Source organism: Mariniflexile sp. HNIBRBA6329, from assembly GCF_043558645.1.
GTDB lineage: Bacteria > Bacteroidota > Bacteroidia > Flavobacteriales > Flavobacteriaceae > Mariniflexile.
Map to the genome: position 1 here is coordinate 280,479 of NZ_JBIFXS010000003.1, position 24,585 is coordinate 305,063.

The following is a 24,585-nucleotide window of genomic DNA, read 5'->3' on the forward strand; positions in this document are numbered from 1 at the left end:
CAGTAAATGCAGTCTAAATAAAACTTAAAAAACAAATATCATCTTCATATGAAAAAATACACCTTTCTTTTTTTCTTTTGTATGTCAATCATTGCATTGGCACAAACAAAACCAAATATCTTAATCATTCATACCGATGATTTAGGGTATCACGATTTAAGTTTTACAGGTTCGCAACTTTACAACACGCCCAATATTGATAAATTGGCAAGCGAATCTGTGTCATTCAACAACGCCTATAGCAGTTATCCACGTTGTACACCGTCACGCTATGGTATGATGACGGGTACTTATCCTGTAAACGAAGATAAAGGGCATTTAGGTGCTATTCCTGAAGATAAAAACTTCGTGAAGCAATTTAATAATGCTGGCTACAACACCTTGTACGTAGGTAAATGGCATTTAGGCGAAGGAGATAGCGACCCACAACCTTTTGGCTTTAAGCATTCTTATGCAGCAGGAAGAGCTGGAGGTTTAGGTAGTAGATTCTACCCTTTTAATTATGATATCAAAGGGAGGCCAGCCAAAGAAGTTGTTCCTGAATTAGAAAAAACCGGTAAAGAAGGTGATTATGCTTCCGATTTATTGACCAATGCCACTATTAAATTCATAAAAAACAACCCAAAAGATCAACCTTTCATGGCTGTATTAGCGTTTTACGCCGTACACACGCCTATTGAAGCAAAACCAGAAGATGAAGCGCGTAATAAAAAACAGTTGAAGTCCATCGATTTTGGCAATACGCCTGAATATATTAAAGAAGGCGAAGGCAGACGAAAAATGCGTCAAGACGATGCCGCTTACGCTGGTATGGTTGAAAATGTAGATGAAAACGTTGGAAGATTACTTCAAACCTTAAAAGATATGGGTATTGATAAAAATACCATTATTGTGTTTTCTTCAGATCATGGTGGTCTTTCAAACGATGGCAATAAAAATGAACGCCATTTAGCAACTACCAATTTCCCATTAAAAGCAGGAAAAGGGCATTTATATGAAGGTGGTATTCGTGTGCCTCTTTTCATTAAATGGGCAGATAAATTAAAACCGAGAGCAGATAACGAATCGATTGTTTTAGGAATGGATATATTCCCTACGCTTTTAGATCTTTCAATAAACAAAAAGATTGAAGGTATTGATGGCAAAAGTTATAAAGCCGTTTTGGAAGGCAAAGACAATTGGAAAGACAGAACAGTATTTTGGGTTTCAAAAAAAGCCAGACCACACAGTACTGGCGATTCCAAAGCTGCCGTAGTGCGTTCTGGAGATTATAAATTGATTCAATTTTTGGATACTAATAAAATTGAGCTATATAACTTGAAGAAAGATATAAGTGAAGAAAACGATCTTTCAACCAAAGAACCTGCAAAAACCAAAGAAATGCTTACTCTTCTAAAAAACTGGAAGAAAGAATACTTCGTTCCTTCAAGGCTTAACGTTGGGAAAAACAAAGGAAAAAATAATGATGACAACGAAGATGGTGATGATACGAATGTTAAAATTAAAGGCAAGAAAAAGAACAACTAAATGAAATTTCAAGTTTTAACCATTTCACTTTTAGCATCATTATGTTTTGGATGTAAAACTCACCAAGTTTCACATACCACAAATAATGCTTCTGAAAATCTTCCTAATATCCTTATCATTCATGTTGATGATTTGGGTTATCATGATTTAAGTGTCAATGGATCTAGAATCTATCAAACCCCAAATATTGATGCCCTTTCAAAAGAATCGGTTGTTTTCAATAATGCGTATGCAAATTATCCGCGTTGTGTGCCTTCCCGTTATGCAATGATGACGGGAAATTACCCCATTCAAAATGGCGATGTTCCAGATGATGGGTTTGAAATGAACCAAGTTCCAGACACTAAAAATTTTGTAAAAAACATCAAAGCTGCAGGCTATCAAACTGCCTATTTTGGCAAATGGCATTTAGGTGATGAAAACAGCTTGAAGGATTTTGGATACGATTTTAGTTTTGCTGCTGGTCATGCAGGGTCTCCAATAAGTTTTCTCTATCCTTTCAATGTTGCAAAGCGAGGCAATGGAGAATCTGAAAAATCACCAATTCCAGATGTAGATGCTGTGAGTAAAGAAGGTGATTATCTTATGGATGTGATGACCGATAATGTGGCGAAATACATTGTAAATGTAGATAAGAGCAAACCATTTATGGCCATGTTTTCATTTTATGCCGTGCATCAACCTTTAGAGGCCAAGGAAAAAGACATCAAACGCAACGAAGAAGAAATCAATAATTTTGACTTCGGAAATCAACCAGAATACATTAATGAAGGAACTGGACGAACCAAAATGCGTCAAAATCATCCCAAATATGCAGCCATGGTGGAAACTATGGATGAAAACGTTGGCAAGTTGATGCAATTATTGAAGGATTTGCATATTGATGATAACACCATTGTTGTTTTTTCATCAGACCACGGTGGATTATCCAATGATGGTACCAATAAAAGAGATTTGGCTACTTCAAACTTTCCGCTTCGAGCAGGAAAAGGTTGGTTGTACGATGGCGGTATTAAAGTACCTCTATTTGTAAAATGGAAAAACCATTTTCAACCCAAAGCAGAAAACCAATCGTTGGTAATGCTTATGGATGTTTTTCCTACTCTATTGGATATAACTACAAAAAAGTCATTGAACACCGATGGAAAAAGCTTTCTACCCGTTCTAAATAACAACGAAAAATGGGATGAAAGAACCCTGTTTTGGCATTCATCAAAAGCACGTCCAACCAATACTGGCGATACCAAATCGTCTGCCATAAGAAAAGGTAATTATAAACTGATTAACTGGTATAATGAAGGCAGAACCGAACTGTACAACATAGCCGAAGACCCTTCAGAAACCAATAATCTATCAAAAAAAATGCCTGAATTAACCTCGGAACTCCTTAATAAACTCAATAATTGGAAATCTACATTTTAAAATGAAAAAGCTTTTTTACATACTCCTGTTTTTAATTTCCAACATAACCTTGGCGCAAATTAAGCCTCAAGGCAAAGATTTGATTATTGAAGAACGCTTAAAATTCATCACTAAAAAATCTGAATTAGGCAGTATTGAAAAAAGTGAGGATGAAGCTGGAAAAACTCAGTTATTGTTCAAAACAGATTCCGAACCCAAGTTTATTTACAACTTATCGGCCAACTTTCCCGTTGAAAAAGACAATTACGCCAAAGGGCGCGTGTTCTTATTGTCGTTCAAAGCAAAAACGGTTACTTCAAGTTTAGAAACTGGTGAAGCCAAAGCCTTATTTATTTTCAAACAATTGGACAATTACCAAGGAAATATAGAATCTACACAAACCTTTTCAAGTAACTGGCAAACCTATTACATCCCGTTTGAAACCAACCGATACGTTAAGAAAAGTGATTTGGGAATCGTTATGCAATTTGGGTTTAGGGAACAGTCATTTCTATTAAAAGATATTCATTTTGAAAGTTTTCCTGAAGGCACAAAATTAAGCGAGCTACCAAAAACCGAAATCACATATAAAGGTATGGAAGCCGATGCCAAATGGCGTATTGAAGCCAACAAACGCATTGAAGCCATAAGAAAAGGGAATTTTGAGGTTCAATTCGTAAAAAATGGTGTGCCATTAGCAAACAAAACCATGAACATTAAGTTGGTAAAACATGATTTTCCGTTTGGAGCGGCACTAAATGCAGACGATGTGGTTGAAGATAATTTCAAATATAAAAACTTTAAAAAGTCGTTTAATCTGGCTGTTTTTGAAAATGATTTAAAAATTAAAAGTTGGAGCACCCCAAAAGGAAAACAAAAAACAATTGACGCCATTGCGCAATTAAAAAAAGATAACATAAATGTTAAAGGGCATGTTTTAATTTGGCCAGGATTTAGATATTTAATACCCGAAATTGAAGCCAATAAAAACAACCCTGAAATGGTAAAAACGCTGATAAAACAGCATGTTACAGATGTATTAACCACTACAAAAGGAACTATTTCAAATTGGGATGTGGTTAACGAAGCCTACACCAATACTGATTTGCAAACCATTACAGGATCGGAAGATATTCTATATGAAGGTTTTAGGCTAGCAAAAGCTTTAGAACCCAAAGCGAGACGTTTTACCAACGAATACGGTATTATAAGCAAAGGCGGATTGGACACCCAAAAGCAACAATGGTATTACGATTTCATAAAACGTATCGATGAAAACACAGATGGTTCGGTACAAGGTATTGGTATACAAAGCCATATTGGTAGCGATTTAACACCGCCAGAACGTGTCCTTGAGATTTTAGCATTTTATGCTACACTTGGCAAACAAATTAGTATTTCAGAATTTACCATGGACATTCAAGAACCTGAAATTAGAGAGCAGTACACTCGGGATTTTATGATTGCTGCATTTTCACACCCAAATGTTAGCGAATTTCTATTCTGGGGATATACAGAAAATGCCAAGAAAAAAGTAGATATCTATAAACCTAACGGCGATATTGGAGCTATGGGTAAAGCCTATTTTTCTTTAGTTGATGGCGATTGGAATACAAATTTGAACTTAGAAACAACTACTGAAGGGCTTATAACTGGTAACGGTTTTTTTGGTGAATATCAATTTTCATTAGTAGACGAAGGAAGGCTTGTAACAGGCACGTTTCAATTAAAACCAAGACAACAAGGGACTATAAAAATCGAATTATAATGAAGCATTTATTAATCGTTTTGCTAGGATTCCTATGTTTATCCTGCAATTCTCAGGTTAGAAAGAAAGAAATTGCAACCAAAAAACAACAGCCTAACATCCTTTGGATTGTTTGTGAAGACATCAGTCCTACCCTATCCTTTTACGGAGACCATACAGCTAAAACTCCCAATTTAGATGCTTTAGCCAAAGAAAGTATGGTTTATGAGAACGCCTATTCGGTTGTGGGTGTTTGTGCACCAAGTCGCTCCTCCATTGTAACCGGCATGTATCCAACAAGTTTGGGAACCATGCACATGCGTACTGGAAAAGACATTCAATCTTGGGGAACCCGAAACTATGACAAAGAAACTGACATAGTCGATATAGAAGGCAATCCCATTATTGAATATGCTGCCGTTATTCCCGAGTATGTAAAAGCATTTCCGGAATACTTGCGTAAAGCAGGTTATTTTACAACCAACCATAAAAAAACAGACTATCAATTTGCAGTTCCTGTAACGGTTTGGGATCAAAATAGTGATGAATCGCATTGGAGAAATCGAGCAAAAGGACAGCCATTTTTTTCTGTATTTAATTTTGATGTAACACACGAAAGTAAAATTTGGAAAAATAGTAATTTACCTCTAACAGTCAATCCCGACAGTGTGCCATTGCCACCTTATTTTCAAGATACAAAAACGTCCCGTACAGATGTGGCTCGCAATTATAGTAATATTGAATTACTGGATAAACAAGTCGGAAAACTTATTGGGCAACTTAAAGAAGATGGACTATATGATAATACCATAATCTTTTTCTACAGTGATCATGGTGGGCCATTACCAAGACAAAAAAGAGACATCCATAAAAGTGGATTACATGTTCCGTTTATGGTGAAAGATTTAAAAGGCACAAAAGGGCATACCGATCGTTTAATTTCGTTTGTAGATTTAGCTCCTACAGTATTAAGTCTTGCAGGTGTTGATATTCCAGAATATATACAAGGTAAAGCCTTTATGGGTGAAAAAGATACAAAGCCTCGTGATTATGTTTTTGGGACATCAGACCGTTTTGATGAAATAACTGACCGTTCTCGTGCAGTTTACGATAAACAATATCTTTATGTGATTAATGATTTTCCAGAAAAAATGTGGTACAAGGATGTTTCATACCGCTTGCAAGTACCCATGATGGAAGAAATGATTCAACTTCGTAATCAGAATAAATTAAATGACGTTCAATCTACTTGGTTCAAAACCAAAGAAGCCGACGAATTATTTGATATAAAAAAGGATCCACATAGATTACATAATTTGGCGAACAATCCAGAATTTGCTAAAATTCGAAAACGTATGCGAGCGACTTTATTGGAATTCCGTGATACGCACATAGATTACGGCATGATGCCTGAAGCACAACTTATCAATCAAATGTGGCCAAATTTTGAACAGCCAACAACAGATGTTGTCACGTTGAGCGCAGTCGAAACGTCTAAAGGAGATAAGATAACCCTTTCAACCAAAACAAACGGTGCGTCTATCGCATATATCATTTCAGACAACCCAAACGAAACATTGGATTTTAATAGTGGTTGGAAACTCTACACAAAGCCATTTTCAGTAGAAAAAGGAAAAACAGTTTATACTATGGCACAACGTATTGGTTATAAGGAAAGCGAAATAACAAGTCAGAAAATTTAAATTATAAATAGTTTAATGTCTTGTAAAGTTTTAAACTCTACAAGACATTAATTGTCAAGACCAATACTTATTTCTTAATAATTTTTTTCACAACATTTAGGTTATTCTCACCTTTAATTTCTACAAAGTATATTCCAGATTCACCAGCTAACTTAAGTTCAGTATCCTGTAATTTATCGTGATAAGTAGATAAAACGGTTTGTCCTAAAATATTATAAATGCCAATATTCACTTGCGTATATGTTTTGTTCAAATTTAAGTTTAAAGTACCGTTTGTGGGGTTTGGATATATTTTAATTGATTCTTCGGCAAGCTCATCATTACTTAATGTACCTTCATTTTTACGACCAATCACTTCTATTTCTGCAAGTTGCAATTCTATAGTAGAAGGATGATAAGATTGAATACGCATATAACGACCAACGGCATTTAAATTGTTTTGAGAAAATTTTCGTGTTGGTGCTCCGTCTTTAACATATTCGTAATCTGCCTCAGCCTGTGTTTGCGCAAATGTAGTACCGGTGAATGGCGTATCTGAAATAAAAACCGAAAAGTTTTTAAATTGGTCTGTGATAGTTTCCAGAGCAGTACCATTGAGCTCTACGGTGCTCCAAATATCAAAATAATCTATGATTTTTTCTTCGCCAAAATCTAGATCATAATAAGACTCACTTTCAAATTGAGTTTGGGAAAAACTACCAACAGGCAATAAACCTCTTTGGTAATATTGTGCGTTTATACGACCATTAATGTTACCATCTATAGCTTTTTCAGCGGAGCAATCAATAGTTGCAGTGCCACTTACAGCATTACCATCTGAATAGGTTATTCCAGTTCTTGTACTGCTTTGCGACACGGTTGCCAACCTGCTAATCATCTGGTTTTTAGGTGCAAGTGCAATAGCACTTTCTACCTGTGGACTAGCAAACACACCAGATGCAGGCGCGTTCATAATCTTTACACGTATAGGAAATTCGGTATATTGAAAAGTACGTCTGTTAGGTAAATATTCCTTGATGATAAAATACAATTGGTCATTATCATTTTCATCTTTATATACGCCATTTTCAGTAAGGTACTCTAGAAATTTAGCATGAGAAGCAAACTGGTAAATACGTTTTGGATAACCATATCTCAAATCGCCTTGGGCTAATGCTTGTTGAATTCCCATATCATAACTTCCAAAATCGTCAGTAATAACACCATCAACTTCAAAACGCAAAGCATTTTCACCGGTTTCAGAATAATCGACTTTTAACGTTGAATCGTCTAAAATAGTGAAGGTTGTTGGTCTTGAAGTGATATCACTTGAACTTAAATGAATGGTATTGTCTGTATGCTCGGTGTAAATGAAACTTGGATCTACACTCGGGTTATCTACTAAAATTTCATAGAGTTCGCCAACTCCAACGGTTTCTAAATCTACAAAAATCCATGGTGTAAAGCCATTATTTCTGGTTTTAGCAGCTTGATTGTTACTTAAAACAGTTTTAGTTACCCTTATACCATATTCAAGGTCTACCATTTTAATGTTTTCAAAGGTCTGGTTATGCGAATGTTTCCACAAATCAATACCCACTGCGTTGTTTGGGTTATCACCAGAAATATAAACATCTTTAAATGAATAGTCTGCTTGATAGGTAATAGAAATTCCTGTTTTAGTGCCCCACGCCTTAAATCCATCAAAAATAGAACGAGACTCATGGTTTACACCCATATCACGTTCAATGGAGCGCAAACCAAAATTCGAGTCGATTACTATTGTGTTTTCCATTATTAAAGCAGCTTCTACAGGCATGACGCCATCACCTTCTTTACTATACCCATTTCGGCTTAATGGGAAATTATCCACTTCATAACCAGGTCTTGTTGTTGCTAATGCTTGAGCGTCCAATCTATCTAAATTGTTAGTAGAATTATTCATATTAATCACACCAACACCTTGTATTGCATTGGCAATAACATTATTTCTACAAAGTACTGCACGACCTTTCATGGCCAGTCCTTGTCCTGAAAACAAATAATCATCATGGTATAAAGACGCTGTGTATGGGTCTGTATTGTGTCCTGCTGCAACGTTAACAATAAGGTTATTATCCCATGTTCCTGTTTCGCTTCCTGTTTCGGATACTATACCTCCTCCAATAACTTTATAAACCACATTTTGAGATACATTTGCATGGGAATCATGGTGTGTAATGCCCCAACCAGGATTATCCCAAACCACGTTACCGGTTACTTGTGCCATAGTAGCCCCAAATGCTGTTCCTAGTTTGTGCAAGTGAATAGAATAACGCCCTCTTGGATTAGTCACTTCATCAACAGGAATGGCACGCATTTCAGCACATTCTTGACCTAAAGCAGATATTTTGGAGGTGAACACAACAGGATCTAACCAATTGTTCCAAACAAAATCATCCAATATTTTTGATTTATCAGTTCTCCCCAATCTTAAAAATTGAGCATTTTTTATCTGAACATTGGTATCATTATGCATCGCCATAACGTGTCCTCTTTGTGAAACCACAGAAGTAAAGGGCGATTTAAAAACAATATTTCTTGTTAAGTTACCTACATAGCAATGTAAATCTTCAGTAAGTCTGCCATGATGGTTTTTAGATAAATTAGAATTTAGAGCAATTGTTGTACCCGAAATACTTTGAATAACAGCTTCATCTTCACCATTATTTGATGTAGATGCATTGCCTCCACTAGTAATAATGATTTGATCACCTACTTTCCATCCCGTTGGTATTTCAGTTAATTCAATCTTATTTTGTCCAGAATTAGCATCCGCTGCTAATTTTGCCATATTTAGTTTTTCCTGACCAATAATTTCTAATTGACCCATGGTAACCATACCTAAGCTTAGTTGTTTAGGATCCCAATTATAACGTCCTAAAACACCGGGACCATCATTAATTGTTGTTGGGTTAGATTCTATAATTTGAAAATTTCCACTATTAGCTTCCTCAATAGTATTGTATCTATCATCACCTTGTCCCGTTCTGGTTTTTTGTGTAACCACACCATCATCTCTAAAATGATTTTGGGCATTTATAGACCAAATATTGGTGCCCGCTTTATACGCCTCAATATCAAAAGGCTCAATATTAATAATTATGTTTCCGTTAGAAGCATTATTTGCTAAAATGGTAACATAAGAAGTGTGTGTTGCGAAAAAAGTATCGAACTTTAACCGTGTGGTTTGGGTTGAATTCGATTGGGTAATGTTAAAATTACCATCCACTCTAATAGCAAAAATATGGTTACCCGAAGTACCATCGTAATCAATTGTAAAAGTGCTTGGAATATAAACAATAGCCCCTTCACCAGGTATGGTTCCAGTGTTCCATGTTGTTGTGTCAAACCAAGATCCATTTTGTATAGCTGTATGTGTTGCTAAATTGGAAGGAATGGCATTCATTAAATCCATTTGCGCTATGGCATTGGATATAAATAATGAACATAGAATCGGAAAAATAAGATTCTTAAAGTAAATGTGTTTCATAGCTTATTTAGTTATAATATAAAAATACGTGGAAAAACACATAGAAGAGTCTTCTATCTAACCGATATGGTTCATTATAAGTCTAACCATGGCTTATTATGACAATTTTCAATCCTTTTATGTTTAATATTATACTATATTTTTGAGCTAACAGTTATCAAACCTAAGCTACAATCCAAGTTATATTTATAGTGTAGAACACAATTCACACTTATGGCATGCAGAAAACAGCGTTACTGCGCCCAATATGTAGATATTTGGTTTAGAAAAGAAGGTGTAAATAGACCTTCTTATATTGATACTAGAGGTTTATATGTAAGTACAAGCAACAATATCATCATAAAAAAAATACCATTCACCACACTCCTAGAGGCGGTTTAAAAGTTTTAGATAATGAGTTTATTGAAATTTTAAAAAACTTCTGCATAGTGATTACCAACAAAATATTACTGGAAACCAAAACCAGGTTATACCCTTTCTGATAGTTATTATACCATACTTTTCTTTTTTAATAGGTTAATTTGTAGATACCAATTACTAAATAAATCATTTTGAAAAGAAATACTTTTTTTATTACTGCATTATTTACTGCGATTAATTTTGTTACAGCGCAAACCACAGTAACAAGTTTTAACACTTTAATTAAGCCTAATCACAACTTTGGGTTATCAAATCCACTATATAACGATTCAACGCCTTCACCGATGTCTTATGATCCGTCTCAAGTAGATGAGCTAGGAGCTGCCTTTAGTATAGACTACACAAATGAACCCGGAACTACAGGATTTGATGGCTACCCTAGCGGAACTGTGGGTGGTTTTAAGGCAAATAATGTATATACTGCTGGAAACAAAAGTGCATGCGGTATGCCTATTCAAATTAAAGATTTAACTGATAATCTTAGATTTAATTGGAAAACATCTCAAGAAAATATCAGTTCGGGAGCTAAGTGGTGGGCAACTATTAACGTGATTTTTGACTTGGAAAACCCAGCTACAATTCCAGGTTACAATGCTTCAAACGCAGGAACATATCCTCCCGATGTTACTTATAGAGATTACGATTTAGTAATACAAAATGTTTCGTATGAAAACGATGATTTTATTGATAAAAGCGAGGCAAATGCTAGCGGTAATCAATATTGGTATTTCGCTAGAGAAAAAACAGGGATTGACCCTGTTACCAATTTAAAACCTTTGAAGTTTTTCGAAATTTATATTGAGGGCACTTTATATAAATTTGCTGTACGTTATAAATTTTTCACCGAAAACTCTGGTGCAAAATCTGATAAAGTACATCTTAAATTTATTCCTTACGACAATATTAAAATGCCGTATTTTGACCACTCTTTAAAAAAATTTATTGATTGTACTAAGGATTACATACAATATATTGATTTACCCGACACTTCAGACGAAGTAAAATTAGCGCATGACAAAGTAGCTTTAGATGATCTTTGGATAAAATCTATTTCAGCAGGATATGAAGTTTACCTAGGATCAATGACTCTTAGAAACGACTATTTTTATACAACCATAGACAATACAGCTCCTGATGCCTTAACTAATTTAGTAGGCGTAAATCAATCAGGGAAGGCCGTATTGAATTGGGGTTCTTCTACAGATTCTGCATTCGATACCTACACGATTTATCGTTCTGAAAATGGAGGTGCCTATACCATGATTGCATCCGATTTAAGAACAAATACTTATACAGATAATACTGTTTCAAACCAAAATTACAGCTATTACGTAACGGCTAAAGATCGATCTTACAATGAGTCTAATGCCTCAAATATTACCAGTGTAAATTTATCTTCTTCATCAATAGTATCAACAACGTTTTCTACAGTTCATGATGCTCATGTAAGAATTGGAACTTATGCAAATGACAATTATGGAACAAACGCAAATTTGCAATTAAGGGAAACCACCAATACAGATGCCACAAGACAAGCGTTTTTAAAATTTGATTTAACAAGTATTGACAATGTGGTGTCTGCTGTACTTCGACTTAGAAACACTGGGGCAAATACAGGGTCTGTTGATTTAAATCGCGTTGCAGATGATTCCTGGCTTGAAAGTACCATTACATGGAATAACCAACCTGCTATAAGTGCTAATATTGGAACCTACCAATTTGATGCAGTCGGTGATTTTGATATGGATGTTACCACCTATGTAAATTCAGAAATTCAAGGCGATAAAGTAGTTAGTTTCGCTTTAAATAATGCCAGTAGTTTTATGACCGTATCCAGTAAAGAAGGTGATTCTGCCCCACAACTCATCATTTCATATAATGATGGTTCAACTTTAACTATTAATGATTTTAATAAGAGTGAAGTTGTTGTTTATCCAAATCCGACGAATTCTAGATTAAACTTTAATTTTAAAAATCCAGATTTGAAAACAGGAAAGATTGATGTTTTTGACAGTTTAGGTCGATTGGTTCAACATACAGCAATTACAAGTTCTAAAATGAATTTAGAGTTAAATGGACTAAATGGAATATATATTGTTAAAATCAAAAATAGAGATAGCATTCTAATCAAAAGAATTATTAAACACTAGGTTTTTAAATTTAAAAATGAAATTATTTAAAATTTTACTGTTGGGTTTTAGTCTTTTACTTTTCTATTCTTGTAAACTAAAGCAGGTGGAAAAAAAATCGAATTCCTACGTTTTTAAACAAGACAATCTCATCCCATGGTCTATTGTTGGTTTTGATGTAAAAGAACGAACTCCGAAAGAACGCATAGACATGTTGCAACGTTTGGGGTTTAACCGTTATGCTTACGGAAATAGGCCAAAACACATTCCAACCATGCAACAAGAATGGGAATTGGCAAAAGAGAACAATATTAAAATTGACGCGGTTTGGTTGTATGTGAATCTTAAAAAAGACCAACCCAATGCATTAAAACCAGAAAGTGAAGCTGTTTTTGAGAATTTAGAAGCTGTAGGTCTTAAAACACAAATTTGGATTGGTTTTGAACCTACCTATTTTGAAAATTTAACTGAAGAAGAATCTCTAGAGCAAACCGTTGCTATGGTTAGCTATTTATCAAAAAGAGCTTCATCTTTAGGATGTAAAATAGCTTTATACAACCATGGTGGTTGGTTCGGGAAACCAGAAAACCAATTGAAAATTACAGAAGCACTTCCCAATGAAAACATAGGTGTTATTTTTAATTTTCATCATGCCCATGAGGATTTAGAAAATTATTCAAAAAATATAAAAACACTCCTACCCTATTTGTGGTGTGTTAACCTGAATGGTATGAAAAAGGATGGTCCAAAAATCATCACGCTTGGAGAAGGCAATCTTGAAAAAGACATGATTCAGCAATTATTGGATTTAAAATATTCTGGTCCATTTGGGATTTTAGGCCATGTAAAAGGTGGTGATCCTGAAATTATTCTACAACAAAATCTAGAAGGGCTTCAGCAATTATTTCCTTTGAAAAAATAATCATTTTATTTTACAAGGTTTTCTTTCTTAAGGTTATAATTACCATAAAAACAACCTTATAAGCCACACAAAAAATTCAAATTTACGATAATCAAACTTTATCAGACAATTATCAAACCCCTTTAAGTTATAAATTTTAGAATTTTACAAAACCGAAATACAAACTTGTATTTAAATTATTAAACTAAATATAATTACAATGAAAAAATTAATAGTAGCAAGTATCTTATTTGTAGGGTTATCAATCTCTGGTTTCGCTCAATCTGATAAAATGAAAGAATCTGTAAAAGAAAAAGTCGAGCAATTAAATTCAGAACTAGTTGCAGGAGACAAATCACAAGGGCTAACAGAAGAACAAAAAACCCAAATTTACAACATTCACTTAGAGCGTTTAAAAGAATTAAAAGACGCTAAGAAAAATGGTGCCGACAAAGACGCCAACAAAGTCATTAACAAAAAATATTTTCAAAAAATCTATAAAGAGGTTTTAACTAAAGAACAAGTTAAGGCAAGACGCGAAGGCAAAAAAGAAGAAGAGTAAAATCAGTCCTAATTAATAGCAATTATGAAACACTCAACATTTCCTGTCTATTTTCTTTTTATTTTATTCGTTTATCAGAATGGGGTGTCTCAAGCTACACCACATCAAATGGTTGAAAGAATGGGTAGAGGCATCAATTTAGGAAATGTTTTGAGTGCTCCAATTGAAGGCAATTGGGCACCTGCAGTTGAAGAAACTTATTTTGATGATGTTATCGCAGTGGGTTTCAAAACCGTTAGAATCCCTATTAGATTTGATGAACACACCACCAAGCTAGAAACTGTAAACTATAAAGATGTTGGTGGCAATTACATAGGCAGTATTAATGATTATGTAGTTGAAACTTCATATTTGGATAGAATTGAAGAAGTAACAGATTGGGCAATAAACAAAGGTTTAGTTGCCATTATAGATGTACATGGCGACCATTGGTTTTGGGAAAGCTATAGACAGTTTAAGCAAGGCAACCCAAATCCGGAATACAAAACTGGTGCCGACCGTGAAGCAGCCGTTGATCGTTTCAAGGCTATTTGGACCGCGATTTCAAACAGATTTCAAAACAAATCGGAAAATTTATTGTTTGAAATCATGAATGAAGCCTACTTTTCTATGAATGCTTCAGAAGTGGACAATATAAATACGCAGATTTTAGAAATCACTAGAATCAGCAATCCAACACGAAATGTTATTGTTAACGGTGGAGGGAAAAATTCTTATGAAGCACCTCTTCAATTGGCGACTTCCTACCCCGATAACAACAACTATTTACACAACGACCCCTATTTAATAGCAACATTTCATTATTATTGGCCAAGAGCCTTTACCGCATCTGCAAGTCAAGAGCACAACGATTTTGATTGGGGAACACCTGAAGACAAAGCTGAAATTGACACAAACTTTCAAGCCGTGAAAGATTGGTCTACAACAAACAACATCCCTATGTTTTTTGGTGAGTTTGGTGCAGATAACGAAGGAGGTTTTAATTATTATACACAAACCTATGGTGCATACGGCGGTCCAGAAAATGCTTCAAGAGTAGAGTTTCACCGGTATTTAGCGCAAAAAGCCATTGATTTAGGTTTTTCATTTACAGCTTGGGATGCGGGTGATAAAGCTGGCAAAACCATTTATAAAGCAACTGACAGAACTTGGGTTGAAGATGTAAAAGACGCTCTTTTAGGTGAAGATTTACTAGGATTATATAAAAACGAACCCACAGAATTGTCTTTTAAAATTCATCCAAATCCAGCAAAGAATATTGCTTTTTTTAAAACAGATAAGCCTATCAGAACTATAAAACTATTTAACGAACTAGGAAAAGAAGTATGTTCTTATAAATCTGATTTACAACATTTGAATTTGGCGAATTTAAAGCCAGGAATCTACATTTTAAAAATAAACTTAGAAGACAACACTATAATAAACAAAAAAATATTAATAAATTTTTAAACCATATAAAACTAAATATCATGAAAAAATTTACATTTTTACTGTTAACAATCTTACCTGTATTTGGGTTTTCCCAAAGTGGCGTAGTAATTACGAACAATACGTTTGACTCTGATATTTCTACATGGAGTTCTAACGGTTCTGGTGCTTCTGTAGTTCATAAAGCAGACGATGGAAATACAGCCAATGGTTCTTTACAACTTAATGCCGCAAATGCTTCTTCAAGAGCGCAATCGGCTACAGTACAACTTTCAATAACTGCTGACACTTATGAATTGACACTTTTCGTAAAAGGAACAAATGGAACTAATTTTCATGGGCAAGTATTTCAATCTGGTGCTGGAAAAGTTGGAGCCCCATTACTTTTAGATGGCACTTGGCAATCTTATACCATTTCAGATATTTCACTAACTGCTGGTGTAAATACGAATGTTAGACTTTGGTGTGATGATGCCTCAGGGGGTACCTTTTATTTTGATGATGCTTATGTTAATTTGCTGACGCCTTCAGGTAATTTTCTTTTAACTGTAGATACTAATGGCGGAGGAACTGTTACAAAAACCCCTGAAGCACCATACTATCCATCAGCTAGTTCTGTTAATCTTGTAGCTACGGCAAATACACACTGGTTATTTGATAGCTGGAGTGGCGATATCTCTGGAGGGGCTTCAACAAGTGTTACAATGGATGCAGACAAAACAGGTACAGCAAATTTTGTTGTAGATCCTAGTTTTGATTATAATTTTCAATTCAGTACCGATGGTGATTTAGAAGGCTGGTCTACAGACCCTCAAGTGTCGGTAGCATCTCACGCAGGTGGTTTGGTAACTTTAGCTCTTACAGCAAATCAATTTTCAAGATTTAATTTATATGATTTCCCAATCCCAACAGGTACTTATAACAAAGTAAATGTAACTTTAAAAAACGAAACTACATCTACCGATCAAATAACTCCTATTGTTATTAAAGGCGGAACAACTGAAACATTAACACCTGTAACAATGACCACTAGTGATGGTAATTTTGTTACTTATGGATTACAATTGAGTAATGCAACTGTTTGGACAGGAAATGCCGATTCGATTAGAATTAGATTTGCCGATGCTGATAACCCTAATCAAGGCAGACCTTCAGAATCAGGAAACATAGTTATAGATAATATTGCCTTTGTATTTGATCCAGCATTAGGCGTAAATGATTTTGAAACTACATCTTTTTCTATTTACCCAAACCCTGCAAATGATGTTTTGAATATTAATGGTAAAAACGGTATTTCAAAAGTCGCATTATATAGTATTACCGGTAAAAAAATATTAGAAACTACAACAATCAACAGTAATCAGTTAGATGTAAGCAAATTTACATCTGGCATTTACTTAATAAGTATTGAAGATTCTAATAACAATAAAACGGTAAAAAAAGTAATTATAAAGTAATTCTATTTAAACAGTAATAAAACCTTCAACTTTTAGTTGGAGGTTTTTATTTGAGTGATATAGTTATAAAACCACTTAGAAAATTCAAACTATATTTTATATTAGAACCAAACTAAACTAAAACATTATGCAAATTTTATCATTTTTAGGCTTTACAATACTAGTTGCTGTAATCTCGTATTTTAAAACTAGAAAAACTGACGAGTCTACTTCTGATGGCTACTTTTTAGGAGGTAGAAGCTTAACCGGCGTTGTTATTGCGGGTTCACTACTCTTAACAAACCTATCAACCGAGCAAATAGTTGGTTTAAACGGTTCAGCCTACAAAGAAGGTATTTTGGTTATGGCTTGGGAAACTTTAGCAGCCATTGCTATGGTTGTAACGGCTTTGTTTTTATTACCGCGTTATTTGGGTGGCGGTATTGCTACCATTCCAACATTTTTAGAGCAACGCTACAACAAAACTACAAAAGCCATAACATCTGGCTTATTCTTATCTGGGTATGTAGTTGTATTATTACCTATTGTACTTTACTCAGGAGCCTTAGCTATTAATGCCATGTTTAACGTTCCTGAAATGTTAGGTGTTTCAAAAAACTTAGCCTTATGGATAACCGTTTTTGCCATAGGTATTATTGGCTCTATATATGCTATTTTTGGTGGTTTAAAAGCGGTTGCTGTTTCTGATACAATCAATGCCGTTGGTTTATTAATTGGTGGTCTTTTAATACCTTTTTTTGGCTTACGCGAAATTGGTAATGGGAGTATTTCGGAAGGCATATCTACATTGATGACTTCGAACCCAGAAAAGTTCAATGCTATTGGTGATTCAGGTTCATCCATTCCTTTTGCAACCATTTTTACAGGTATGATGTTGGTCCAATTATTTTACTGGGGAACCAATCAAGCTATTATACAACGTGCATTAGGAGCTAAAAATTTAGAAGAAGGCCAAAAAGGGTTATTAATAGCGTCTTTTATTAAAATTCTAGGTCCACTTATTGTTGTTGTTCCAGGTATTATTGCGTTTCATTTATTTCAAGGCAATCTTGCAAATCCAGACGAAGCATACCCTAAACTTGTAACCCAAGTGCTACCTGCTTCTTTAGTTGGCTTTTTTGCTGCGGTACTTTTTGGAGCTATTTTAAGTTCGTTTAATAGTGCGCTTAATAGTTCGGTTACACTATTTGGTATCGATATTTACAAAGAATTTATTAATAAAAGTGCCTCTGAAAAAGAAACCGTGAAAGCAGGTAAACTTTTTGGAGTGTTTTTAGCTCTATTATCTATGTTTGTGGCGCCTTTTATTGCCAATGCACCAGATGGTTTATTTGGATACTTACAGGAAGTAAACGGTTGTTATAGTATCCCTATTTTAACCATTATTGTTGTTGGTTACTTAACAAAACGAGTACCTGCAAAAGCCGCAAATATAGCCATTGTTCTTGGTGCCATTCTGTATATGATAAGCCAATTCATTTTAAAACCATATGTGTTTGGTACTGAAAACTATCCGCACTTTTTACATGTCATGGCCATTTTATTTGTTATGAATATCATCATCATGTTAATTATTGGAAAATTAAGTCCAAGAGCAACAGATTTTAGCTTAGAACTTACAAACGATGTAGATATTACACCTTGGAAACATGCAAAAACCATTGGTGCAGTCATCATATTAATAGTTGTAACTATATATATATATTTTTCTTAGCAAATAGTTTTTTAATGATTTAGTATCCAATATTTGAATTAATAATAGCAGCCTTAACAAATGAAATAATTAAACTAAAATTAAACAGATTGCCATAGTCGTTACTACTTTACAACAATGACCTTGACAGATGTGTGCGTTAACGATTGAAGCGGTATCCTTTTAAAACTTTGAAAACAATAAACAGATAGCCACGTAACTTACTCCTTGCTATGATGTTTTAAAAAGATATAGCGTAAATATTTATATTCACGAATTCCAAAATTTAAAATATAATAAATGAGTAAAACGTGTTAAAACACCCAAAAAATTAGAGCGCTACCCCATCTATAAATACCGTTTCAATGTGGTTGGTACCAAAGGCGTAGGGTATAAAACCATACGAGTTTATTGGCTTGGTAAGTATGATATTGGCTTTTTTGCCTACGGTTATACTACCTACTTCGTTTTCCAAACCCATAGCGTAGGCTGCATTTATGGTGGCTGCGTTTATGGCTTCTTCGGGGGTTAATTTCATTTTTATACAGGCTGTAGCCAGAACAAAATTCATGTTTCCTGATGGCGACGAACCGGGGTTGTAATCGGTAGCCAATGCCAATGGCAAACCGTCGTCTATCATGTTTCGTGCTGGGGTATACGGAATGCCTAAAAAGAACGAACACCCCGGTAATGCCACGGGCATGGTTTTGGTATTTTTTAATGCTTCTATATCTTCGGTACGCATCTCTTCTAAATGGTCTAGAGAAAGGGCGTTGTGCCTTACGCCTACCTGCACACCACCTATGGATGTAAATTGATTGACATGTATTTTGGGCTGGAGTCCGTATTGTTTTCCTGCATTTAAAATGCGTTCGGTGTCTTCTACCGAGAAATAACCTGTTTCGCAAAACACATCGATATAGGTTGCCAATTGTGCTTGGGCTACTTGTGGCAAGATGTCTTCTATAAGCAATTTGATATAGCCTTCTTTATTGTTTTTAAACTCGCTGGGGACTGCATGTGCACCTAAAAAAGTGGCTTTGATGGGCAATGGGTAATTTTCCTTTAAGCGTTTGATAACACGTAGCATTTTTAGTTCGGATTCCAGCGTTAGGCCGTAACCCGATTTTATTTCTATAGCGCCCGTACCTAAAGCCATAACTTCTTCCAAACGTTTTTTACTTTGTTCGTAAAGGTCATCTTCTGAAGTTTCTTGGAGCTTTTTGGCTGAATTTAAAATACCACCGCCTTTGTTGGCGATTTCTTGATACGACAGTCCTTTTATTTTATCGACAAACTCGCTTTCCCTATTTCCGGCAAATACGATGTGGGTATGCGAATCGCACCATGTTGGCAATAACATCTTACCCGTGGCATCGATGATGGTATCTACTTCAAAATTAGGACACGCATCCATGGTTCCAAAACCACTTATCAGGCCATTTTCAACCAACAAATAAGCATCTATTATAGTGGGAAGTTTGCCCATAGCTTCCCCAGAAACAAAAGCGATGCTTTGGTCTCTAACTTGCAGCAGTTCTTTAATATTTTTGAATAAGGTTCGCATTAAAATAGGTTTTCTAGTAAATCGTCGTCCACTAAGTTAGGAATTGTTACGGTTAAATGAGGTGTCCGTTCCATTTCACGCTTTATAGCAAACAATGCTTCATCGTTTCTTGCCCAACTTCTGCGAGCAATACCATTATTCACATCAAAAAACAGCATGCTTTTTAAGCGTTCTTCGGCTGCTTTGGAACCATCTAACAACATGCCAAAACCGCCATTGATTACTTCGCCCCAACCTACACCACCACCATTGTGGATGGATACCCAAGTGGCACCCCTAAAGCTATCGCCTATAACGTTATGGATGGCCATGTCTGCAGTGAATTTACTGCCATCATAAATATTGGAAGTTTCACGATAGGGTGAATCGGTGCCGCTAACATCGTGATGATCGCGACCTAAAACCACAGAACCAATATCACCTTTTGCAATGGCATTGTTGAAGGCTTGGGCTATTTTAGCACGCCCTTCAGCATCGGCATATAAAATACGTGCTTGTGAACCTACTACCATCTTGTTTTTCTTCGCATCTCTAATCCATGTAATATTATCTTGCATCTGAAGTTGAATCTCTTCAGGCGAATTTTTCATGATTTTTTGAAGCACTTCCATGGCAATTTCATCTGTTTTATCTAAATCTTCTGGTTTTCCCGAGGTACATACCCAACGAAAAGGTCCAAAACCATAATCGAAACACATGGGCCCTAAAATATCTTGCACATAGGATGGGTATTTAAAATCGATATTGTTATCAGCCATCACATCGGCTCCAGCTCTTGAAGCTTCTAATAAAAAAGCATTTCCATAATCGAAAAAATAGGTGCCTTTTACCACATGTTTGTTTATTACTTCGGCATGTCTTCTTAAAGACTCCTGAACTTTTTCTTTAAAAACATCTGGTTCTTCACGAATTAGTCGGTTGGATTCTTCATACGATACACCTACAGGGTAATAACCGCCTGTCCAAGGAATATGCAATGAGGTTTGATCAGAACCAACATGAATGAAAATATTTTCCTCATCAAAACGTTCCCAAACATCAACAATGTTTCCAATAAAAGCTATTGAAACTACATCTTTATTTTCTTGGGCTGTTTTAACACAAGCTACTAAATTGTTTAAATTATCAACCAACACATCTACCCAACCTTGTTCGTAGCGTTTTGTTGCTGCTTTTGCATTCACTTCAGCAGCAATAGTAATACAACCTGCAATGTTTCCTGCTTTGGGTTGTGCACCACTCATGCCTCCCAAACCAGCGGTTAAAAATATCTTGCCATTTGGGTTTTCTCCGCGTTTTAAAATTTTGCGAAATGCGTTCATTACAGTAATGGTTGTACCATGTACAATACCTTGCGGACCAATATACATGAAGGAGCCCGCAGTCATTTGTCCGTATTGAGTAACCCCTAAGGCGTTGAATTTTTCCCAATCGTCTGGTTTTGAATAATTGGGAACCATCATGCCGTTAGTAACCACAACTCTTGGAGCATTTTTTGAGGAAGGAAACAATCCCATGGGATGCCCTGAATACATATGTAAGGTTTGTTCCTCAGTCATATGTGCTAAATATTGCATGGTCAACAAGTACTGCGCCCAATTTTGAAATACAGCACCGTTTCCTCCGTAAGTTATCAATTCCTCGGGATGTTGCGCTACTGCTGGATCTAAATTATTTTGAATCATGAGCATGATGGCAGCTGCCTGCGTAGACTTTGCTGGATAGTCTGAAATGGGTCGTGCATGCATTTTATAGCTTGGCTTAAAACGATACATGTAAATACGCCCGAAATCTTGAAGTTCCTGTGCAAACTCTACAGCCAACACCTCATGCCAATCTTTAGGAAAATATCTAAGCGCGTTTTTTATAGCTAGCTTTTTTTCTTCCTTTGATAAAACATCCTTTCGTTTTGGAGCGCGATTTACATGATCCGGAAAACGATATGGTGGTGGCAACTTATTTGGAATACCTTGTAATATGTTTGCTTTAAATGTCATATGCTTCTAATTTACTATAAATGCACGATTTTTAACCAAAGCAACCAAGGCATCTATATCGTTTTTAAGCAAGCGATCTTCTTCCAATTTGGCGACTTTGCTGCGTATAATTCGAAAGTTCTTCTCTATAATATCTGAAAAAGTATTAGGACGCCTAAACTCCATGGCTTGTGCAGCATACATCAATTCGATAGCCAATATTTTTTCAATATTCCCTAATATTTGGTTGAATTGACGCCCAGAAATACTTCCCATGGACACATGGTCTTCTTGCCCTAATGAAGTGGGAATACTATCTGCCGATGGCGGAAAACACAACGATTTATTCTCGCTTACCAAAGCCGCCGTGGTATATTGCGGAATCATAAACCCTGAATTTAAGCCACCGCTTGCAGTTAATAAACGGGGCAATCCATATTTGCCTTCAATGAGTAAATAGCATCGTCTATCGGAAATATTTCCCAACTCGGATGCAGCAATGGAACCATAATCCAAAGCCATGGCCAGTGGTTGTCCATGAAAATTACCTCCTGAAATAGCTTCCGTATCACTTAAAACAATGGGGTTATCGGTTACCGAATTCATTTCAATATCGGTGAGTTCTTTTAAATGGTAATACGCATTTCTTGAAGCGCCATGCACCTGTGGAATACAACGCATGGAATAAGGGTCTTGCACCCGAGCACAGTTTTTATGCGACTTTATATTTTTAGAATTCTTAAACAACATACGCATGCGTCTTGCCACTTCTAAATTCCCTTTAAATGGGCGGATGCTGTGCAACAATTCTTTAAAAGGCGATTCACTTCCTTGGTAACCTTCCAAACTCATGGCGCCTGCAACATCGGCTAAATCCAGTAAATATGCCATTTTATAAAGTCCTGTTATGGCATGCGCCAAAATAAACTGTGTGCCATTTATAAGGGCTAATCCTTCTTTAGCCTGTAATTCAATAGGTTTTAAATCGTGCTTTTCTAAAAGTGTTTTCGCTGGAACCACTTCTTCACCAAGCCAAAATTCACCTTCACCAATTAATGGCAAAAATAAATGGGATAAAGGTGCTAGATCTCCAGAAGCCCCTACCGAGCCTTGTTCCGGAACTACCGGTATCAAGTTGTTTTCAATAAAAAAAATAATACGCTCAACAACTTCCAATCGAATACCTGAAAATCCTTTACATAAAGCATGCACTTTGCAAATCATCATGATTTTTGATAAGTCTTTCGAAATTGGATTCCCAACACCAACCGCATGGGTCAGTAATAAGTTTTTTTGAAGCAAACTAGTTTCATCTGGAGAAATTTTCACATCACACAAAGGGCCAAACCCCGTATTAATGCCATAAATGGGCTTATTGGAATTAGCCATCACCTCTACCTTTCGTCTGGATTCGTTTATTTTTGAAATGCTATAATCAGTCAGAACACCTTTAAGTGAACCCTTGGCAATGGCCATCACCTTTTCTACCGTTAATCGATCTGTTCCGTAAACAAACATTCTTTTTTATTGATAAATAATTGATTATTAAATGCTTTCCATACAAATTTATTGATAAATTTGATACTAAATAAGACTATTATTTTAATCAATTAATAACTATGAGTTATCAAATAGAATTAAGGCATTTAAAATATTTTTTGGCTGTTGCCGAACATTTACATTTTAGAAAAGCGGCCGAATCGCTTTTTATTTCGCAACCTGGGTTAAGCCGACAAATTAAGGAAATGGAAGAAAGCTTAGGAGTTAAGCTTTTTGACAGACACAACCGCGAAGTAAAATTAACACACGCTGGGTTGTATTTAAAAGAAGCGCTTGCAAAAAACCTTAAAAATTTAGATGACATTTTACACCACGCCAAATTATTGGAAGATGGCAAAGAAGGGTTATTAAACTTTGGTTACGTTGGGTCTGCCATGCAAAAAATAATACCTGAGTTGCTGTTAAAGTTCACAAAAAACCATCCGAATATAGTGTTTAGTCTAAAGGAAATGGACAACAACAAACAAATAGAAGGCTTGCTTGCAAAAACTATGGATATCGGTTTTGTAAGATTGGACAAAGTGCCAAGGGGCTTGGAACTTGAACCCATTTTAAAAGAACCCTTTTGCTTGGTGCTTCCTAAAAACCATCCTGTTGATGCTTCAAATTTTAAGACCTTGTTACAATGCAAAGCAGATCATTTTATTTTATTCGACCCCGAATACAGCGCTTCTTACTATGAAAAAGTTATGGAAATTTTTGACGACCATGGATTTTCTCCTTTAGTATCACACAATACCATTCATGCAGGGTCTATTTACAAACTGGTTGAAAATGGTTTTGGGGTTTCCATTGTGCCCAAATCACTTCAAACAGAAACAAACCAGAACTTAAAATTTATAGAACTTAATGAAATTCCACAACGCACCACCTTATCTTTAATTTGGAATAAAGATAACCAAAATCCCATTTTAGGTAAGATTTTAGCAGTAATTCATTAGGAAATCTTAACATAGTTGAAATAACAAATAAATGTGTACCTTTGCCGCTTGAAAATAATTCC

16 protein-coding genes are annotated in these 24,585 nt (G+C 35.5%); 12 read left to right on the forward strand and 4 right to left on the reverse strand.

Translation table 11 applies throughout. The features are described from left to right. Positions 1-48: 48 nt before the first annotated feature. Genes ACGK9U_RS05755 through ACGK9U_RS05770 form a run of 4 tightly spaced genes read left to right on the forward strand, consistent with a single transcriptional unit; the run spans position 49 to position 6,378 of the window. Complete coding sequence (locus tag ACGK9U_RS05755) at positions 49-1,527, forward strand: sulfatase (protein ID WP_394465413.1); 1,479 nt, start codon at positions 49-51, stop codon at positions 1,525-1,527. Further along, complete coding sequence (locus tag ACGK9U_RS05760) at positions 1,528-2,949, forward strand: sulfatase (RefSeq protein ID WP_394465414.1); 1,422 nt, start codon at positions 1,528-1,530, stop codon at positions 2,947-2,949. It begins immediately after the preceding gene. A gap of 1 nt (position 2,950) precedes the next feature. Next, a complete protein-coding gene (locus ACGK9U_RS05765) occupies positions 2,951-4,696 on the forward strand; it encodes an endo-1,4-beta-xylanase (RefSeq protein WP_394465415.1) in 1,746 nt (581 codons plus the stop codon). Next, entirely contained in the window at positions 4,696-6,378 is a 1,683-nt protein-coding gene (locus ACGK9U_RS05770) for a sulfatase-like hydrolase/transferase (RefSeq protein WP_394465416.1), read from the forward strand. Before ACGK9U_RS05765 ends, ACGK9U_RS05770 begins: the two co-directional genes overlap by 1 nt. 67 nt (positions 6,379-6,445) lie before the next feature. On the opposite strand, the gene ACGK9U_RS05775 is transcribed toward ACGK9U_RS05770, so the two are convergent. Continuing rightward, complete coding sequence (locus ACGK9U_RS05775) at positions 6,446-9,889, reverse strand: T9SS type A sorting domain-containing protein (RefSeq protein ID WP_394465417.1); 3,444 nt, start codon at positions 9,887-9,889, stop codon at positions 6,446-6,448. A 213-nt stretch (positions 9,890-10,102) separates the two neighbouring features. Between ACGK9U_RS05775 and ACGK9U_RS05780 the strand changes: the two genes are divergently transcribed. From ACGK9U_RS05780 to ACGK9U_RS05810, 7 genes are all read left to right on the forward strand, one after another. Then, entirely contained in the window at positions 10,103-10,270 is a 168-nt protein-coding gene (locus ACGK9U_RS05780; protein ID WP_394465418.1) for a hypothetical protein, read from the forward strand. Positions 10,271-10,440: 170 nt separating this feature from the next. Continuing rightward, the gene (locus ACGK9U_RS05785; RefSeq protein WP_394465419.1) at positions 10,441-12,459 is read left to right on the forward strand and encodes a T9SS type A sorting domain-containing protein; all 2,019 of its coding nucleotides are present in this window, start codon (positions 10,441-10,443) and stop codon (positions 12,457-12,459) included. Positions 12,460-12,544: 85 nt separating this feature from the next. Beyond that, complete coding sequence (locus ACGK9U_RS05790) at positions 12,545-13,360, forward strand: sugar phosphate isomerase/epimerase family protein (RefSeq protein ID WP_394465420.1); 816 nt, start codon at positions 12,545-12,547, stop codon at positions 13,358-13,360. A 199-nt stretch (positions 13,361-13,559) separates the two neighbouring features. Then, positions 13,560-13,901: a hypothetical protein gene (locus tag ACGK9U_RS05795; protein ID WP_394465421.1), complete on the forward strand. Its 342-nt coding sequence runs from the start codon at positions 13,560-13,562 to the stop codon at positions 13,899-13,901. Positions 13,902-13,925: 24 nt separating this feature from the next. Continuing rightward, a complete protein-coding gene (locus ACGK9U_RS05800; RefSeq protein WP_394465422.1) occupies positions 13,926-15,350 on the forward strand; it encodes a cellulase family glycosylhydrolase in 1,425 nt (474 codons plus the stop codon). A 20-nt stretch (positions 15,351-15,370) separates the two neighbouring features. Beyond that, a complete protein-coding gene (locus ACGK9U_RS05805; RefSeq protein WP_394465423.1) occupies positions 15,371-16,786 on the forward strand; it encodes a T9SS type A sorting domain-containing protein in 1,416 nt (471 codons plus the stop codon). A 127-nt stretch (positions 16,787-16,913) separates the two neighbouring features. Further along, on the forward strand, positions 16,914-18,500 hold the full coding sequence (locus ACGK9U_RS05810; RefSeq protein ID WP_394465424.1) for a solute:sodium symporter family transporter: 1,587 nt from the start codon (positions 16,914-16,916) through the stop codon (positions 18,498-18,500). A 310-nt stretch (positions 18,501-18,810) separates the two neighbouring features. On the opposite strand, the gene hutI is transcribed toward ACGK9U_RS05810, so the two are convergent. From hutI to hutH, 3 genes are read right to left on the reverse strand one after another with little or no spacing between them, the layout of a single operon-like run. Next, positions 18,811-20,046, reverse strand: coding sequence for an imidazolonepropionase (hutI, locus tag ACGK9U_RS05815; RefSeq protein ID WP_394465425.1), 1,236 nt, complete (start codon positions 20,044-20,046; stop codon positions 18,811-18,813). After that, positions 20,046-22,043 carry a urocanate hydratase gene (locus ACGK9U_RS05820; protein ID WP_394465426.1) on the reverse strand — a complete coding sequence of 666 codons (1,998 nt, stop codon included), beginning with the start codon at positions 22,041-22,043 and terminating at the stop codon, positions 20,046-20,048. Before ACGK9U_RS05820 ends, hutI begins: the two co-directional genes overlap by 1 nt. Before the next feature lie 6 nt (positions 22,044-22,049). Next, the gene (hutH, locus tag ACGK9U_RS05825; RefSeq protein ID WP_394465427.1) at positions 22,050-23,540 is read right to left on the reverse strand and encodes a histidine ammonia-lyase; all 1,491 of its coding nucleotides are present in this window, start codon (positions 23,538-23,540) and stop codon (positions 22,050-22,052) included. 101 nt (positions 23,541-23,641) lie between these two features. On the opposite strand from hutH, the gene ACGK9U_RS05830 reads away from it, so the two are divergent. Beyond that, positions 23,642-24,523 (forward strand): LysR family transcriptional regulator, encoded by an 882-nt coding sequence (locus tag ACGK9U_RS05830; protein ID WP_394465428.1) that lies wholly within the window; start codon positions 23,642-23,644, stop codon positions 24,521-24,523. Positions 24,524-24,585 lie beyond the last annotated feature (62 nt).

Excerpts from the sequence above, each read along its gene's own strand:
- hutH (WP_394465427.1), bottom strand. The coding sequence starts at position 23,540 with ATGTTTGTTTACGGAACAGATCGATTAACGGTAGAAAAGGTGATGGCC.
- ACGK9U_RS05810 (WP_394465424.1), top strand. The coding sequence starts at position 16,914 with ATGCAAATTTTATCATTTTTAGGCTTTACAATACTAGTTGCTGTAATC.
- ACGK9U_RS05795 (WP_394465421.1), top strand. The coding sequence starts at position 13,560 with ATGAAAAAATTAATAGTAGCAAGTATCTTATTTGTAGGGTTATCAATC.
- ACGK9U_RS05830 (WP_394465428.1), top strand. The coding sequence starts at position 23,642 with ATGAGTTATCAAATAGAATTAAGGCATTTAAAATATTTTTTGGCTGTT.
- ACGK9U_RS05820 (WP_394465426.1), bottom strand. The coding sequence starts at position 22,043 with ATGACATTTAAAGCAAACATATTACAAGGTATTCCAAATAAGTTGCCA.
- ACGK9U_RS05765 (WP_394465415.1), top strand. The coding sequence starts at position 2,951 with ATGAAAAAGCTTTTTTACATACTCCTGTTTTTAATTTCCAACATAACC.
- ACGK9U_RS05770 (WP_394465416.1), top strand. The coding sequence starts at position 4,696 with ATGAAGCATTTATTAATCGTTTTGCTAGGATTCCTATGTTTATCCTGC.
- ACGK9U_RS05805 (WP_394465423.1), top strand. The coding sequence starts at position 15,371 with ATGAAAAAATTTACATTTTTACTGTTAACAATCTTACCTGTATTTGGG.
- ACGK9U_RS05760 (WP_394465414.1), top strand. The coding sequence starts at position 1,528 with ATGAAATTTCAAGTTTTAACCATTTCACTTTTAGCATCATTATGTTTT.
- ACGK9U_RS05755 (WP_394465413.1), top strand. The coding sequence starts at position 49 with ATGAAAAAATACACCTTTCTTTTTTTCTTTTGTATGTCAATCATTGCA.
- ACGK9U_RS05800 (WP_394465422.1), top strand. The coding sequence starts at position 13,926 with ATGAAACACTCAACATTTCCTGTCTATTTTCTTTTTATTTTATTCGTT.
- hutI (WP_394465425.1), bottom strand. The coding sequence starts at position 20,046 with ATGCGAACCTTATTCAAAAATATTAAAGAACTGCTGCAAGTTAGAGAC.
- ACGK9U_RS05775 (WP_394465417.1), bottom strand. The coding sequence starts at position 9,889 with ATGAAACACATTTACTTTAAGAATCTTATTTTTCCGATTCTATGTTCA.
- ACGK9U_RS05780 (WP_394465418.1), top strand. The coding sequence starts at position 10,103 with ATGGCATGCAGAAAACAGCGTTACTGCGCCCAATATGTAGATATTTGG.